The following is a 14,480-nucleotide window of genomic DNA, read 5'->3' as shown; positions in this document are numbered from 1 at the left end:
CCACCCTACCCAACCCGTAACACCACCCGCCACACAACCACAACAAACACGCAACGCAACCCGTAACAGGCGATATTGCTTATTTCTTTTTATAGAGGTAGGGTGGCGAGAGCTGGAGAGTTGACCGCGAAAGACCTCAGGAGCTGAAATGTTCGAGCAGATCATGAATCTCAAGCCCGGCGAACAGGCCACCCTCCGCTTCCACATCAAGTTCCTCGGCCTCAAGCTCACCATCCTCTCCATCACCTTCGAAGGGCAGTAGCCACCCCGCGAGGGCCGTCGAGGGGAGGCCCGCAACAACAGCCGGAGCGACGGCTGCGGGGAACGAAGGAAAAAGATCATCGTGATGAGCCGGAAGACGGTACTCGTCCACAGCGAGAGGAAACGGCGTGCCCATCAGAACCCTGCCCCTTACGCCCAACAGCCACATGATTCATGCCAAGAATGAAGTAAGGGTGATGCAGTTCGATGAGGAACCCGTCCTGGCCGCCGATGCTCGTAGATCACCTCTTCGAGTGCGGATTCTGCGGCGAATACTTCGCACCCCGGATCGCGGACGACGCCGCGTATGTCGATAAGCCCTGCCAGCACTCCGACCGAATCAGCACAGTGATCACGCTCAACGTGCCGTCGGGGAAGAACATCGTCACCGATGACTTGCGCCCCGTATTTTCCGTAGAGCGCAACAACCTCGCCAGCTACAACAGCACCCTTGGGCAGGCCCAGTACATCGAGGCAATGGCCGTGATTGGCTGCGCCTACGGGCCGACTTGCCTGGACGAGGTGTACGTACAAGCCCAGGCCGATCCACCGGAGCCACTGGTGGTAAATCACCGAGGACAAGTGCGGCCCCGGCCGCGCTTTCATGGCGTACACCAAGGCGGAGGTGGAAGAGCGCCTTGAACGCGGCACCGTCCGTCTCTGCCCCAGGTGCTTCCCCCACAAGCAGTCCTAGCGCGGCCCGACTTGACCGTGTGCGAGCACGGCGCGGCCTCCCCAGCTCCGGAGCAGTCATGTCCCGTGTTATCTCTCCGCGCCCGTGTGTCTACTGCCGCAACAAAGCCACGGAGTACCGCATCTATGGACCGGGAGATGGAATGTGTGCGAATCGCGCCGTCCCCACTTGCGGCACCATCCCCTGTGCCATCCGCGCCGACCGCAGCGCCAGCAACACCGGCAAGCAGTACTACTGCACCACCGCCGTCCAGGACGGCGTCTCACCTATCTGAAGCCCTCCGATCGGCGTCCTCGGTCCCCGGGAGCGGGACCGCGCAGCGGTGCCCGCCCGCTCTGGCCTTGGAGCCCCGCCCGACAACGGCACCGTCAGCAGAGGCCGGGTGCGCGGCCTGAACGCCGCCCCCTCAACTCTGGAGGAACACATGCGATACAGCGCCGAATCCACCGTTCTCCCGACGAACGCACCCGCCCTGCTGAATTGGGCGGCTGCGCACGTCGAAGCCCGTGGTTTCCACGACGGCCGCGACGGCGACCGGTTCGGTCGCGACCGGGGCGTGACCTCAACGCGCCTGTTCACCCCGGGCATTCTCGGCGCTCTGGACGTCGCGGGCGGGGACGGCCGGCGCAGCTCTAGCCGGGCGTATGACTACCCGGCGTTGTACGCCGCGCAGCGTCCCGCCCTGGACACCCTGTCCGACTTGGTTACCGGGGGTGCCGTGGTGCACGACTCGGATTGGCCGGACGAATACCGACACCCGTCGGTACGTCGTGCATCAGTGGGGTACGCAGGGCGACCGTACGCGGGCCGATCTGGTCGAGGTACTCCGTGAGGCTGCCCAGCTGGCCAAGCCGACCGCAGGCGACCCCCCGCCCGGCCAGGGCGGCCCACAGCCCGGACTCATCGCGGATCCCTCGGGGGCATGCTGGCGTGAGCGGCGACACATACGGAGGACATCGGGCACCAGCCAAGGCTCGAGTCGCCAACTGACTTCGAGCATCCGAGGTCCCAACCTCCGTCCGAGGCACACCGGACACGGCCATGCCGAGCGGACGCTCGGGCTCATCGAGGAGTAGGCGGCCGGGCTTGAGGGGTGGAAGAAGTCCTTGAACAACCCTTGAGCCAGCCCAGGTGACCGACTCCAGCCGGGCTGGCGTCCCCTGTGGCTCCGCTCAGGCGGAAAGCGACTGCCAGTTGGGGACGGCACCTCTGCTGTCGGGAGACGGCAGGTTCTGCTGAGGCTGCGGCGCGGTGCCGAAATAGGAGCCCGGCTGTCCCGCGCTCTGCCTGCGGTCGGGAACGGCCGGACCGGGGAAATGCGGTGCCAGCTGGCGGCGTAGGCGGTCGGCTTCGTCGCGCACCCGGGCGGGGATGTCGCCGCGCTCGGCGACGAGGCGACTGTAAATCGGGGTTTCCACGGATATAGCTGACTCTGCTGTCATGCCGGAACCCTACGGCGTCCGGTGCCGGGCCGGCGCGGCGGGCAACGCGCGACGAGCCCGTTCCTCACGTGGTGCGCACTGGTCCGTGGGCCGGTCCCCCGCTCGTCGCGACGCGTCGGCTACGTCGGAATCGGTGCCGTCGACACGGCTGTTCCAGGATTTCGTCGTCGATGACCTGACCAGGCGGCTGCCGGCCCGTTCCCGCTGGCCCATCAGCCGCGTTCCGTACCTGGAGTGCCTCCGGCAGCACCGAGAGGAAGGCAGAGCACACCGCGACCGTGCTGCACCCGGAGATCGCCGCCAAGGACTACCCAGGCCACTGCCAACGGGTCAAGACGGCCACCGCACCGTCTCGCCGCAGCTTGCACGCAACCGAGGCCCCCCAACGGCTGTTCGAGCACTGTCCGGAGCTGAATCGAACGCACAACCTGGTGCGTCAGTTCGCCGCCATGCTCGACACCAGCGACGCGACCCCGTTCAACTCCGTCCTGCATGCCGTGTGAGCGTTCGTTCGGGCACAGTCCTCAGTCCGAGTCCTCCTTCCTCCTGAGCTCCGCCAGGTCGTCGAAAGTGCGGATCAGGACTGTGCGTCGCTTGTCCTTGTAACCCGATGAGGGCGCCAGGTCCTCGATGCAGCCCTCCCACACCGCCATGTACGTCTTCTTCCACTCTTCGATCACCTCGGCCTCAGGCAGCGACGCCCCCACGTACCCCTGCCGCGCCAGAAGACTCAGCAGTTCCAGGTTGGCCGGCACCGCAACTCCCCAGTACTCGTCGGGCTCGATCTCGACCGGGTCGCCGGCCATCGCGTCCGCCACCTCGGTGATGAGCCGGTCCGTGAGGATCGACAAGTGGTCTGCGGCCGTGTCGTTGTCGAAGTTGCCGGTTCCCCAGTCGCCCACCGGTCTCCTCTGCTGGTTGGGTCGGTACGCGAGAGTTGTATCAGCGCGTACCGACAACCGGCCGCACGTCCTGGACGGAGGCGCTTGACGCGGTTTGCCTGGAGCCCGGCGCCGACGTCGCCACGGTGACCACCGCGCAGCTCCACGAGGTCGTCCAGCGGCTGGTCGCCGTCGGCCAGTGGCGGCCGGGTGGCCCGGAGGTGCTGATCGAGTTGGGCACCGGATACGACGCTCTGCGCATCGCCGACCTGCCGGATGACCTGTCCGTCGCGATCCTCGGCCGACTCCGTTCAGATCGGGTGATGCGGCGTCCGACGCCCTTGCACAAACAGTTCAGCCTGGCCAACCCCAAGGGCGCCGCCCAAACACGGCGGCGAGTTCGTCTTCGGCGACCCCGCAAAGCGATGGCGAGGGATCGCCATCCGCTACGAAAAGTCCGCCACCATCTACCTGGCCGGCGCCTCCACGTCGCGGGCATCGTCCTCTGGTCAGCCCGCTGAGGCAGGCGAAACGGCCAGGCGACCGCCGCCTCCCAGCGACGGCTCCACGAGCCGTCGGGTTCGACGGGTGGGACGCGATGCTCGACGCGTTCCAGATCGTCCCAGTCGGGAGGCGGGCCGGCCGGGAGTCCCGAGGGGCGGCGTACGACCGCGTCGGGCTCCAGCCACACCGTCTGCCACATTCCGCAGTCGTCCATACGGGTTGCCACAGCCCGCCCGCACCCCTCGCACGCCAGGTTGGGACCGGCCCGGCCATCCACACCCCGGCAGTAGCCTTCGCACTTGTCGGGGATGAGGATCATGGACCGGGAGTCGCCGGGGGCGATGACGATCTTGTTCCGTGCCCCGAAGGAGACGGAGTACAACGGCGCGAACACGCCCTGCCCGGCAGCCGCGTCCGCTCCGACCTCCTTCCACAGCCGCCAGGGCGGTCCGGTGGGCTGAGGGTCGACAGCGTACGTCGCGGGCTCCATCAGCGGAGGGTGGAGTTCCTCCCACGCCCCGTGGTGGGTGCGGACGGGAAGGGCGACCGGGACACCGGCGCCGTCAGCTCCGTACCGCACTCGGCACACGCGAACACGTCCAAACAAGCTCCCCCTCGCCCCGGTTCCCCGGGGATTGTGTCTCGCCCGCTGCGAAGAATCCACCGGATTCGGAACCACTCGTGGGGTGCTTCGTCCGGAACACCGCGGCGGCGCCATCGTCACCTGGTCAGCAGGGTGACCCGGAAGAGACGGCCTGGTGCGGGGCTCCTGTGAGCCGGGCCGGGTCGAGATCTACGGTTTTGCAACTCGCTGTGTTGGCGGACGCCGGGTGCGTGAAGGCACTGGCGTCCGGCCCGGCGAGGCTGCGGCGCTGCGTCGGCAGAGGGGCACGGGTGCGCGGCGCCGTCCTGGCCGCCCGCGAGGTATCGCTGATACCGTGAATACCATGTCGGATACCAAAGCGATGAGTCTGCGCTTCCCTGACCCTGAGCAGCGGGCCGCCATCGCGGCGGCCGCGAAGCAGGCCGGGGTCAGCATGCAGGAGTACATCCTCTCGGCGGCCTACGACCGTGCGACCGACGTGGAGCGGCGGTTCATGGAGGGCTTCCGTGCCTCCATGGCCCGCAGCGGCGCGGCTTTCGCGGCCGAGCCCGGCACCATGGATCCCGGCGCCGAGCAGCGGGCGGCCGAGCAGAAGGCGCTACAGGAGCTCGATCACCAGGAGCGGGGTCACGCCGCGTGACCCAGCCGGAACCCGTCCCGCTCGACGTCACGTTCCTGCTGCACGCCGCCGAGCTTCTCGACGGTGACCCGCAGGTCGACGACTACGGACCGCTCTACGCCGCCGTCGCCCGGGTCAACGCCAGGGCGCTGGAGCGCGACATCTACGGGTCTCTTTACCTGAAGGCCGCCGCGCTTCTCCAGACCCTGGCGAAACTGCCGTGCCTGGAACACTCAAACGAAGCCTTCGCCTGGCACGCCACCGAGGCCTATCTGATCCTCAACTCCCGCGAACTCGACTACCCACCCAAGGCAGCCGTCGCCCTCGTACGCGACGCGGCCTCCGGAACACTCGGCGTCGCCCGCATCGCCCGCCAACTGCGCGACTGGAACATCACTTGACCCACCTCGCGCCACGCGGGTCCCTCCTCGCCAGTTCGACGTCACCGAGTGAGCCGCTGCGGGGACGCGCTGTACCGCTTCCTGGATCTCGCGGCGAAACCCTCCTCCGTCGGCGCCCGGGTGCTGCCGCCTCCGCGGCCGGCTGACCGCCCGCCCCCGGCGTTCGCCGTACGTATCCACTTCACCGTGACGGCTCGCATCGGCCGTGGACCGGTGCACCGCGTGGTCCAGCGCGCCGGCGCAGCAACTGCCCGCCCACCGGCCGCGCTGTGCCCAACCCTGCGGTCACAGCGGCCTGTCGATCCGCGTTCCCGGTTGAACGAGCGGCAGCCCCGGCGCGCGCTGCTCGCAGGCTGTCGCGGTGCGGGATGTGGTCAGGGGCAGGACGGCGGGTGGCACCGGAGCTTCGACGCGACAGGGGGTGGAGCGTTGGAATGGCAGGCATCGACGCCAAGTGCGCGCTCGGAGCCGGTGAACCCATCGTGGCGGGGTTCGCGATAGGCGCGCCCTCCGTCTCCCTCGCGGTTACCTGTGCCCTGTTCCGGATGCCCGGGAAGCGGTTGGAGGAAGGCATCAGCCGTGCCTCGTGCAGAGGCATCTCCGCCGTCACCGCAGAGCAGGGGCCGCACGCCGCCCTCGCGGCGTCGCTCCCGCTGAGTGGTATCGGGCCCGGCCGACCGAGGCGCCTGTGGCACGCTCCCCGCATGTCGAGCGGGCTGGAGGCGAGGATGACGGCGATCGGCGTACCCGGGACGGCGGCGCATCCGTCGCTGCGCTCAGTGCTGGAGTTCCGGCACAGTTGTCGCGGGTTCCTACGGAAGCGTTCCGCACCTTCCTGGCGCGACGGGTCACCGAATCGGCCGGGGCAGGGGAAGGGGCCTACGACATCGCCTCTCCGCGGTGGTACGACGGCGTGTACCGCGAGCGCCGGCGCTCCTCCGGCTACGCCCTGTACGACAGCGTGGGGGTCGCGCGCGCCGACATCGAGGGACGTAGGCGGCAGGCGTTCGAGAACTTCCGCTTCTTCGGCGCCCCGCACATCGCGATCGTGACCAGTGAGGCCGATCTCGGCTCGTACAGTTACGTCGACTGCGGCGGGTATCTGTCGACCTTCCTCCTCGCCGCGACGAGCCTGGGGGCGCGACGGTCGCCCAGGCGTCCATCGCGACTTACTCGGACGCGGTGCGGGAGCACTTCGGCTTCCGCGCACACGCCATACGGTGTGCGGCGTCTCGTTCGGCTACGCCGACCCCGGCCATCCCGCGAACGGCTTCCGGACCAACCGGGCCGATGTGGAGGAGGCGGCGGAACTCCGTGGCTTCTGAGACGTGCGGGGCGGTCCGCGTGGACATCGAGGGCCATACCCTGATCGCGACCATCAACAGGCCCGAGGCGCTCAACGCCGTCTACCAGGCGGTGTCGGACGGACTCGGTGACGCTCTCGACCGGGCCGACCGCGATCCCCTGGTCCGAGCCGTGGTCATCACCGGCGCCAAAGACCGGGCGTTCTGCGCCGGGGCGGATCTCAAGGCCGTCGCCCGCCATGAGTTCCGCCGCACGCCGCACCCGCGCTACGACCCGTGGGGTTTCGCCGGGGTCGCCACCCATCCGGTCTCCACGCCGGTGATCGCCGCCGTCAACGGCCGCCGTTCGGCGGCGGTTGGGAGATTGTGCTCGCCTGCGACCTGGTGGTCGCGTCCGAGACGGCCCGCTTCGCCTTCCCGGAGGTCAAGCGGGGCCTGCTGGCCGGCGGGGGCGGCGCGCTGCGGCTACCCCGGCGGATCCCGCCGGCCGTCGCCATGGAGATCGTGCTGAGGGGAGACCCGGTCGACGCCCACCGGGCGGAGCGCTGGGGGTTGGTGAACGCGGTGGTCCCGCAGCCGGAGGTGGTGCCGTGCGCGCTCGCCCTGGCCGCGCGCGTCGCAGCGAACGCTCCCTGGCCGTCCGGGCCACCAAACGGATCGCGGGCGGTGTCGAAGGCGACGGCCGGGTTCCCTCGGAGGAGACCGGCTGGCGGATCACCGCGGACGAGCAGGCCGTGGTTCTGGCGTCGGCCGACGCGGTGGAGGGCCCGCGTGCCTTCGCCGAGAAACGGCAGCCGGTGTGGCAGGACCGTTGACGGGCGCGGTCGCGGAGCTGCGTCGGTGGGCGGCGTCCGAGGCGATGGCGTTGACGGGCCGCGTGCAGGGGCCGCCGTCGGCGGCGCCGGGCCGGCCCGCGTCCACGGTGGCCGACGCGCTCCGCAGGATCGGCGCCGTCCACCCCACCGTGCCGCTGCCCGGCGTCCGGTTGCTGGGGAAGCGCGCGGCGGCGGCCGACCTCCGGCGCGACGCCCCCAGGTCCTGCGGGGGCGCGTTCCGCGTGCTGCGCACCCGCGACGGCCACCTCGGCCTGTCGCCCCCCCCGTGATGACGACCTGGCTGCGGTGCTGGCCCTGGTGTCCGGGCGGGCCGTCGACGCGTGGGCCGCGGTCGCGGCCTGGGCCGCCGGAACCAGTACGTCCGACGCGGTCGGCCGGGCCCGGCTGCTCGGTCTCGCGTGCGCGCCGGTGGGCGGCTCACCCGCGCCGCCGCTCCGGCCGTCCGCGACCGTCACCGCCTCTGGGCACGCGGAAGGTCGCGGCCCGGCGGCTCGTCGTGGACTTCACCTCGCTGTGGGCCGGTCCGCTGTGCGCGTACCTGCTGTCGTTGTGTGGTGCCGAGGTGGTCAAGGTGGAGAGCGTTCAGCGGCTCGACGGTGTCCGTCGCGGCCCCGCGGCGTTCTACGACCTGCTGCACGCCGGCCATGGATCGGTGACCGTCGACTTCGGGTCGCGGGCCGACATGGACCGCCTTCGCCGGCTGGTGCGCCGTGCCGATCTCGTCCTGGAGGCGTCTCGTGCCCGGGCGCTTCGCCGCCGGGGGCTCGTCGCGGCGGAGGTCGTCGACGAGGGCACCAGCTGGCTGTCGGTCATCGCGTACGCCGGGACCAGGGCCTGATCGGTTTCGGCGACGATGTCGCGGCGGGTGCCGGCCTGCTGACCGCCGACCTGTTCCCCTGCGGTGACGCGCTCGCCGATCCGCTCACGGGTGCGATCGCCGCCGCGTACGCCGTCGAAGCGCTGGCCGCCCCTCGGGCCGCCCTCATCGATGTGTCGATGCACGCCGTCGCCGCGCACGCGGCGGTCGGCGGGATCGCGCCGCACGAGGTGGTCCGGCGCGACGGGGCCTGGCGGGTCGACTACGACGCGGGCCGATTCCCTGTCACGGAGCCGCGGATCCGGCCCGCTCCGGGCCGCGCGGCGGCGCCCGGAGCGCACAACGACGTACTCCTTCGGCGCCCGTATCGCGCGGGCAGGTCGTGGGGCGGCGACGTCCGCCCCTCAGCGGCTCGTCACTAGCCCAACCACCGGCGTGAATCTGCGGTGCGAGCACCACCGCCCCAAAACCTTGCTTCGTTCGGTTTTGGGGTTTACCTTCACCAGCGTCGAAACGTTTCAGCGTGTGGGCGGCAGTCGTGCTCCGCGGTGTCCGAAAGGTGCAGCTCTGATGACCTCCTCCGCCGCGTCGTCGGCTTTCCCTGCCGGCTTCTTCTGGGGTGCTGCCACCGCGGGTCACCAGATCGAGGGCAGCAACGTCCTCAGTGATCACTGGGTGTTGGAGAACGTGCCGGGCTCGCCGTTCGTGGAGCCTTCGGGCGACGCATGCGACAGCTACCACCGCTTCGCCGAGGACATCGCCCTGCTGGCGGAGGCAGGGCTCGGCACGTACCGGTTCAGTGTCGAGTGGTCGCGGATCGAGCCGGAGCCGGGGACGTTCTCGCGGGCCGAGCTGGAGCACTACCGGCGCATGGTGGCGGCGTGCCATGAAGCCGGGGTGATGCCGATGGTGACGCTGCAGCACTTCACCACCCCGGCCTGGTTCGCGCGCGCGGGAGCGTGGAACAACCCCGAGGCGCCCGCACTGTTCGCCCGCTACTGCGCGGCCGTGGCGGAACACTTCGGCGACGCCGTCACCTGGTACTGCACACTCAACGAGCCGAATCTCGGCGCGATGCTGTCCCTCGGCGGCATGGTCCCGATGGCCGCGCTGGAGGACGTGACCGCGGCGGCCAGCATGGCCCCCGCGGTGAGGCATGCCTTCGCCACCCGTGTCGGTGGCGACGTGGACACCGTCGAGTTCGGACATCCGATGCGCGTGCTCACCACGGAGGCGATCGAGACCGTCAAGGAAGCACACCGTCTGGGCCGTGCCGCGGTCAAGCGCGCCAACCCCCGGGCGAAGGTGGGGTGGACACTCGCCCTCGTCGACTTCCAGAGCGCCCCCGGCGGAGAGGAGATCACCGCACAGGTCAGGGAACTGGGGTGCGCGCAGTTCCTGCAGATCTCCCGAGAGGACGACTTCATCGGCGTCCAGAGCTACTCCCGCCAGGTCCTCGGCGCCGAGGGCCCCGTGCCCCTGGCCGACGACACACCGCTGACGCAGACCGGCTGGGAGGTCTACCCCGAGGCGCTCGGCAACTCGGTGCGCTGGGCCGCGGAGGTGGCGCGGGTTCCGGTGGTGGTCACCGAGAACGGGATGGCCACCGCCGACGACGCCGCGCGCATCGCCCACACCAAGGCCGCGCTGGAGAGTCTGCGCCAGGCCATGGCCGACGGCGTGGACGTGCGCGGCTATGTGCACTGGAGCCTCCTCGACAACTTCGAGTGGCACTCGGGGTACGCCATGACGTTCGGACTGGTCGCCGTGGACCGCACCACCTTCGTCCGCACACCCAAGCCGAGCCTGCACTGGCTGGGCACGGTCGCCCGCAGCAACGGCGCGGCCCTCTGACGTGGGGCCCTGCCCTCGGCCGGGGAAGCGTGACACTTCCGCGAACGCGTGCTCCAGGACGCCCTGTCGCACGTCCGCTGCTCAGGGCATGACGACCTTGCCCGTGCGCAGGTTCTCGTCGACCTCCTCGCGCCAGAACGCGGTGGCGCGCTCGGTGTCGATCTCGAACTCGAACCGCTGGGTCATCTCCGGTGTCACGTTGTCGGCGTCGACGTAGAACTGCCCGTACCAGCGGCGCAGTTGGTAGACGGCGACGTCCTCCTCGCACAGCAGCGGGTTGTCGATCCTGGTCTTGTTCCGCCAGATCTCGACGTCCTGCATGAAGCCCGACTCGACGCCCTTCGTGTAGCTCTCGGCGACCTTGTCCGCCACCTCGTCGGTCATGCCCTCGGGCTTCTTCACGATCACGCCCCACTGCAGGACGAAGGAGGTCGGTGTGACGGGGTAGTGACAGTTGATCAGGACGATCTCCATCGTCCTGCCCCGGGTGGTCTGCCACAGATGGTCGACCATGTACGACGGGCCGTGGTACGCCGCGTCCGAATGGCCCTCGGACTCACCGGAGTACCTGGTTCCGAGGTGTACGTCCGCGCGGCTCGTGCTCTTCATGAACTGGCCGGCGCCTGCCCGCCGGTCCGTCTCCGTGGGCGACCTCGATCGCGTCCACGCCGGCCTCGTCGAGCGCGGTCACGATACGTGCGACGTCGGCGTTTCCGATGCGGTGGCGTACGGCGTGCATGCCGTCGCGAAGGGTGACGTCTGGACGTAGATCCGCGTGGTCATCGGCTGTCCGCCTCGGCTGCGGCGATCCGCTCAGCGACCTGGAGGCCCGCCGCGGTCATGATGTCGAGGTTGCCGGCGTACGCGGGCAGGTAGTGTGCGGCGCCCTCGACCATCTTCTCGATGCTGTGCCGGATGTCGGTCCGGGTGGCCGGGTCCCCAAGTTGTTCGCTCGTCTGTACACCGACCGGTTCCGGGGGCGTCGACCAGGGTGAAGACCGTGTCGCGCATGATCAGGGGCGGTTCGGCGGAGTTGAGGATGATGATCGCCTTGCCGCGCTGTGCGCCGCCGACCTTCTCGATCGCTCCGGCGGTCGTCTCGGTGAACTCGTCGATGTTCGCGCGGGTGCCGGGCCCGGCGGACCTGGAGGCGATCGAGGCCACGATCTCGGCGTAGGGCACGGGGGCGATCCGGCTGATCGCGGCCACCACGGGGATGGTGGCCTGGCCTCCGCAGGTGACCATGCTGAGGTTGGGCGCGTCGGGGTGTTCGGTCAGGTTGACGGCGGGGATGACGTACGGGCCGATCGCGGCCGGTGTCAGGTCGATCAGCCGCCTGCCCAGGGGCCACAGTCTCGCCGCGTGGTACTGGTGCGCCTTCGCGGAGATGGCGTCGAAGACGATCCCGATCTCGTCGAACTCCGGCAGCCTCAGCATGCCGTCGACGCCTTCGTGCGTGGTCGCGACGCCGAACCGTTTCGCTCGCGCGAGACCGTCCGAGCCGGGGTCGATGCCCGCCACCACCCCCATCTCAAGATGCCGCGAGGTACGCATCACCTTGATCATCAATTCGGTCCCGATGTTGCCCGACCCGATGATCCCGACCTTCGTTCTCGACATCGCTCTCCCCTCGCTCCCGCGACCGCAGGCCGACTCCCGGGCGCGTGCCCGCCGCACACGGCTCACCGCACTGTGGCCCGCCGCACTGTGGCCCGCCGCACGGGGACGGCGCGGGGGTGTCCCGTTCAGTGGGAGTGGGGGCCGCGGCGGTGGATTCACCGGCGTCGGCGAACCGGTCGGGGCTTCGGCGTCGTCCCTCGCCTGAATGGTGTGCGGGGCGGTGAAGGTTGAAGGCATGGAGTGGGTGGGCACGGCGTTGAGCACACAGCAGCGCCACATCCTCAGCAGGTTCGAGCGGGAGGCCGGGCCACCGCACGGCTCTCCCATCGCAACATCACCGCCCTGTACGACACGGGAAGTCATCTGGGCGCCCCTTACCTGGTGTTCGAGCTCCTGCGGGGGCACGACCTGAAGACGGTGATGAAGCGCGAGTTTCCTGATGGCCTACCCCTCGGGCAGGTCATGGAGTACGGCGCCCAGGTCGCCGACGCGCTGGCCGCCGCGCACGCCGTCGGTCTCGTCCATCGCGACATCAAGCCCGCCACGGGGGACATCGGTGCGCTGCGCAATATGAAGGTCGCGGTGCCCGCCCCTCGGGTCGGCGCGCTGCGCGCGGAGGTCTCCCTCGGGCTGGAAGCGCTCATCGACGCTCTGCTGACGAAGGAGCCGGGTCGGCGACCGACCGCTGTCGAGACGGCCGCGCGGCTGCGCGACCCAGCCCTCGCCGTACGCCGCCCTGGTGGGCATCCTCGGGACGTGGAAGCGGCTCTGCATGCGGCCCGCCGTATCTCGGAGGCCGGCCTGCGAGCGCGGACGCTGGCCGCGATCGCCGGGAGTCTGGCTGAGCGTGACGCGAGCACAAGCACAACCCTACGGTGGTCTGTACCCCGGCAAGGGCCTGTTCCGTGTGGCCGAACACCTTGCTCGCTTCGACCCGCACGCCGCCGAACGGCTCGTCCGCAGGACCAGGAAGCACACCCGAGAAGACTCGCTGCTCAAGCGTGTCGTCGTCGCGGCGGCCAAGGTCGACCCAGCCGTGGCTGAACGAATCGCCCGCTTGACGAACTACACGTACCGACGCAACGAGTTGCGCTCTTCGCCCCGCTCCGGGACGAGAAGCCGGTCACCTGGCGCGGCACCAAACGCGCTCCGCTCGAAAACGCCGATGTCTTCCCCAAGACCGAATCCGGGCGCACTACGGCTTCCCGCTCATGATCGCCATCATCGGCGGCGACCCGGAGCGCTTCGCTCCCTTCGTCGACCTCTATCAGCGCGCCACCGCCAAGTTCGGCACGACCAGCCATCCGGTCAGGATGCGCTCTCCGGTCTTCATCGCCGCCACGGACGACGAGGCCCGGGAGTTGCACTGGCCGCACTACAAGACCGTCCGTGATCGCATCGGCGCGGAGCGCGGCTGGCCTCCGGTCAGCCGCGAGGAGTACGAGAGCGAGATCGCCCACGGCTCCCTGTACATCGGCTCGCCCGAGACGGTCGCCCGTAAGATCGCCCGCGCCGTGCGGACACTCGGCGTCGGCCGGTTCGACCTGATCTACACCGCGGGCACGCAGTAGATCAGCTCCCGCCTTCGTGCCGTGGAGCTGTACGGCACGAAGGTGATCCCGATGGTTTGCGAACTCCTCGCCGGTCAGTAAACGTTGGTGAAAAGATCACCAACGAGCACACACCCTCCACTTGCCAACTGACTTACCGGCGTAGGCTGTTGGCGCGTACAGACATCCCTTATTGGGCCGTTTGCGGTCCCCGTCGTCATATCCGAAGGAGCGAGGCGAGCGCGATGCCCGAGCTGAGGTCCCGCACAGTCACCCACGGCCGCAACATGGCGGGCGCCCGTGCCCTTATGCGCGCCTCCGGTGTACCGGGCGCGGATATCGGGCGGAAGCCGATCATCGCGGTGGCCAACTCCTTCACCGAGTTCGTGCCGGGCCACACCCACCTCCAGCCGGTCGGCCGGATCGTCTCCGAGGCCATCCGCGAGGCGGGCGGCATCCCGCGCGAGTTCAACACGATCGCGGTCGACGACGGCATCGCGATGGGCCACGGCGGCATGCTGTACAGCCTCCCCTCCCGCGACCTGATCGCCGACAGCGTGGAGTACATGGTCGAGGCCCACTGCGCCGACGCCCTGATCTGCATCTCCAACTGCGACAAGATCACCCCGGGCATGCTGAACGCCGCACTCCGGCTGAACATCCCCACCGTCTTCGTCTCCGGCGGCCCCATGGAGTCCGGCCGCGCCACGCTCGTCGACGGCACGGTCCGTACGCTCGACCTGGTCGACGCGATCTCCGACGCCGTCAACGACAAGGTGTCGGACGAGGACATCCTCCGCATCGAGGAGAACGCCTGTCCGACCTGCGGCTCCTGTTCGGGCATGTTCACCGCCAACTCGATGAACTGCCTGACCGAGGCGATCGGCCTCTCCCTCCCTGGCAACGGCTCGGTCCTGGCCACCCACACGGCCCGCAAACAGCTCTACGTCGACGCTGCCAACACGATCATGGACATCACCCGCCGCCACTACGAGCAGGACGACGAGACGGTCCTGCCCCGCGCGATCGCCACCTTCGCGGCCTTCGAGAACGCCATGGCCCTCGACATCGCCATGGGCGGCTCCACCAACAC

At 69.5% G+C, this 14,480-nt stretch carries 18 protein-coding genes and 3 pseudogenes; 16 read left to right on the top strand and 5 right to left on the bottom strand.

The genetic code is table 11. From position 1 onward, the window contains the following. The first annotated feature begins 468 nt into the window (after window positions 1-468). Entirely contained in the window at window positions 469-903 is a 435-nt protein-coding gene (locus FNH08_RS26525; RefSeq protein WP_152774048.1) for a hypothetical protein, read from the top strand. Between the two features lie 194 nt (window positions 904-1,097). Next, complete coding sequence (locus FNH08_RS53215) at window positions 1,098-1,229, top strand: hypothetical protein (protein ID WP_265579800.1); 132 nt, start codon at window positions 1,098-1,100, stop codon at window positions 1,227-1,229. A gap of 898 nt (window positions 1,230-2,127) precedes the next feature. Here the strand turns inward: FNH08_RS53215 and FNH08_RS26520 are convergent. Next, window positions 2,128-2,373: a hypothetical protein gene (locus tag FNH08_RS26520; protein ID WP_194238622.1), complete on the bottom strand. Its 246-nt coding sequence runs from the start codon at window positions 2,371-2,373 to the stop codon at window positions 2,128-2,130. A gap of 302 nt (window positions 2,374-2,675) precedes the next feature. Between FNH08_RS26520 and FNH08_RS26515 the strand changes: the two genes are divergently transcribed. Then, window positions 2,676-2,900, top strand: a complete 225-nt coding sequence (locus FNH08_RS26515) for a hypothetical protein (RefSeq protein ID WP_194238621.1) — start codon at window positions 2,676-2,678, stop codon at window positions 2,898-2,900. A gap of 21 nt (window positions 2,901-2,921) precedes the next feature. Here the strand turns inward: FNH08_RS26515 and FNH08_RS26510 are convergent, their stop codons facing one another. Beyond that, complete coding sequence (locus FNH08_RS26510; RefSeq protein ID WP_322725429.1) at window positions 2,922-3,299, bottom strand: DUF4259 domain-containing protein; 378 nt, start codon at window positions 3,297-3,299, stop codon at window positions 2,922-2,924. A 125-nt stretch (window positions 3,300-3,424) separates the two neighbouring features. Here FNH08_RS26510 and FNH08_RS50940 point away from each other — a divergent pair, with 125 nt between their 5' ends. The 10 genes and pseudogenes from FNH08_RS50940 (at window position 3,425) to FNH08_RS26475 (ending at window position 10,217) form a co-directional block, all read left to right on the top strand. After that, window positions 3,425-3,799, top strand: coding sequence for a hypothetical protein (locus tag FNH08_RS50940; RefSeq protein ID WP_194238620.1), 375 nt, complete (start codon window positions 3,425-3,427; stop codon window positions 3,797-3,799). Window positions 3,800-4,081: 282 nt separating this feature from the next. Next, window positions 4,082-4,243, top strand: a complete 162-nt coding sequence (locus FNH08_RS50935) for a hypothetical protein (protein WP_194238619.1) — start codon at window positions 4,082-4,084, stop codon at window positions 4,241-4,243. A 486-nt stretch (window positions 4,244-4,729) separates the two neighbouring features. Continuing rightward, window positions 4,730-5,026 (top strand): type II toxin -antitoxin system TacA 1-like antitoxin, encoded by a 297-nt coding sequence (locus FNH08_RS26500; protein ID WP_228034361.1) that lies wholly within the window; start codon window positions 4,730-4,732, stop codon window positions 5,024-5,026. Further along, entirely contained in the window at window positions 5,023-5,406 is a 384-nt protein-coding gene (locus tag FNH08_RS26495) for a fic family toxin-antitoxin system, toxin component (RefSeq protein WP_322725427.1), read from the top strand. Before FNH08_RS26500 ends, FNH08_RS26495 begins: the two co-directional genes overlap by 4 nt. Window positions 5,407-6,696: 1,290 nt before the next feature. Further along, window positions 6,697-7,283 (top strand): annotated as a pseudogene (locus tag FNH08_RS54070) (enoyl-CoA hydratase-related protein); the annotation flags it as partial. Window positions 7,284-7,300: 17 nt separating this feature from the next. Further along, on the top strand, window positions 7,301-7,525 hold the full coding sequence (locus FNH08_RS53615) for a Clp protease/crotonase-like domain-containing protein (RefSeq protein ID WP_228034366.1): 225 nt from the start codon (window positions 7,301-7,303) through the stop codon (window positions 7,523-7,525). Beyond that, window positions 7,510-7,815 (top strand): hypothetical protein, encoded by a 306-nt coding sequence (locus FNH08_RS53610; protein ID WP_228034365.1) that lies wholly within the window; start codon window positions 7,510-7,512, stop codon window positions 7,813-7,815. The genes FNH08_RS53615 and FNH08_RS53610 overlap by 16 nt, the downstream gene beginning before the upstream one ends. A gap of 227 nt (window positions 7,816-8,042) precedes the next feature. Beyond that, complete coding sequence (locus FNH08_RS53605) at window positions 8,043-8,384, top strand: CoA transferase (RefSeq protein ID WP_322725431.1); 342 nt, start codon at window positions 8,043-8,045, stop codon at window positions 8,382-8,384. Between the two features lie 158 nt (window positions 8,385-8,542). Continuing rightward, window positions 8,543-8,785 carry a hypothetical protein gene (locus FNH08_RS52270; protein ID WP_228034360.1) on the top strand — a complete coding sequence of 81 codons (243 nt, stop codon included), beginning with the start codon at window positions 8,543-8,545 and terminating at the stop codon, window positions 8,783-8,785. 148 nt (window positions 8,786-8,933) lie between these two features. Then, on the top strand, window positions 8,934-10,217 hold the full coding sequence (locus FNH08_RS26475) for a glycoside hydrolase family 1 protein (RefSeq protein ID WP_152774045.1): 1,284 nt from the start codon (window positions 8,934-8,936) through the stop codon (window positions 10,215-10,217). An 81-nt stretch (window positions 10,218-10,298) separates the two neighbouring features. Here FNH08_RS26475 and FNH08_RS26470 read toward each other — a convergent pair whose 3' ends face one another. From FNH08_RS26470 to FNH08_RS26460, 3 genes and pseudogenes are all read right to left on the bottom strand, one after another. After that, window positions 10,299-10,826, bottom strand: coding sequence for a hypothetical protein (locus tag FNH08_RS26470; RefSeq protein WP_152774044.1), 528 nt, complete (start codon window positions 10,824-10,826; stop codon window positions 10,299-10,301). A 16-nt stretch (window positions 10,827-10,842) separates the two neighbouring features. After that, a pseudogene (locus FNH08_RS26465) lies at window positions 10,843-11,000 on the bottom strand (4-hydroxy-2-oxovalerate aldolase); the annotation flags it as partial. After that, window positions 10,997-11,837, bottom strand: a pseudogene (locus tag FNH08_RS26460) (acetaldehyde dehydrogenase (acetylating)). The pseudogenes FNH08_RS26460 and FNH08_RS26465, both read right to left, overlap by 4 nt. Before the next feature lie 240 nt (window positions 11,838-12,077). Between FNH08_RS26460 and FNH08_RS54065 the strand changes: the two are divergent. The 3 genes from FNH08_RS54065 to FNH08_RS26445 all read left to right on the top strand — a co-directional run. Next, window positions 12,078-12,881, top strand: a complete 804-nt coding sequence (locus FNH08_RS54065; protein ID WP_152774043.1) for a protein kinase domain-containing protein — start codon at window positions 12,078-12,080, stop codon at window positions 12,879-12,881. A gap of 167 nt (window positions 12,882-13,048) precedes the next feature. Next, window positions 13,049-13,408 carry a hypothetical protein gene (locus tag FNH08_RS52265; RefSeq protein ID WP_228034359.1) on the top strand — a complete coding sequence of 120 codons (360 nt, stop codon included), beginning with the start codon at window positions 13,049-13,051 and terminating at the stop codon, window positions 13,406-13,408. A gap of 224 nt (window positions 13,409-13,632) precedes the next feature. Next, a partial coding sequence (locus tag FNH08_RS26445) for a dihydroxy-acid dehydratase domain-containing protein (RefSeq protein ID WP_194238618.1) occupies window positions 13,633-14,480 on the top strand: 848 nt, incomplete at its 3' end.

It is taken from the genome of Streptomyces spongiae, assembly GCF_009377185.1.
Lineage (GTDB): Bacteria > Actinomycetota > Actinomycetes > Streptomycetales > Streptomycetaceae > Streptomyces > Streptomyces spongiae.
This window is presented reverse-complemented; position numbering and strand designations above follow the sequence as displayed.

Bases quoted from the DNA above. Each gene is read 5' to 3' on its own strand.
- FNH08_RS26525 (WP_152774048.1), top strand. From the start codon at position 469: ATGAGGAACCCGTCCTGGCCGCCGATGCTCGTAGATCACCTCTTCGAG.
- FNH08_RS53215 (WP_265579800.1), top strand. From the start codon at position 1,098: ATGTGTGCGAATCGCGCCGTCCCCACTTGCGGCACCATCCCCTGTGCC.
- FNH08_RS26500 (WP_228034361.1), top strand. From the start codon at position 4,730: ATGTCGGATACCAAAGCGATGAGTCTGCGCTTCCCTGACCCTGAGCAG.
- FNH08_RS52270 (WP_228034360.1), top strand. From the start codon at position 8,543: ATGCACGCCGTCGCCGCGCACGCGGCGGTCGGCGGGATCGCGCCGCAC.
- FNH08_RS26475 (WP_152774045.1), top strand. From the start codon at position 8,934: ATGACCTCCTCCGCCGCGTCGTCGGCTTTCCCTGCCGGCTTCTTCTGG.
- FNH08_RS26470 (WP_152774044.1), bottom strand. From the start codon at position 10,826: ATGAAGAGCACGAGCCGCGCGGACGTACACCTCGGAACCAGGTACTCC.
- FNH08_RS52265 (WP_228034359.1), top strand. From the start codon at position 13,049: ATGATCGCCATCATCGGCGGCGACCCGGAGCGCTTCGCTCCCTTCGTC.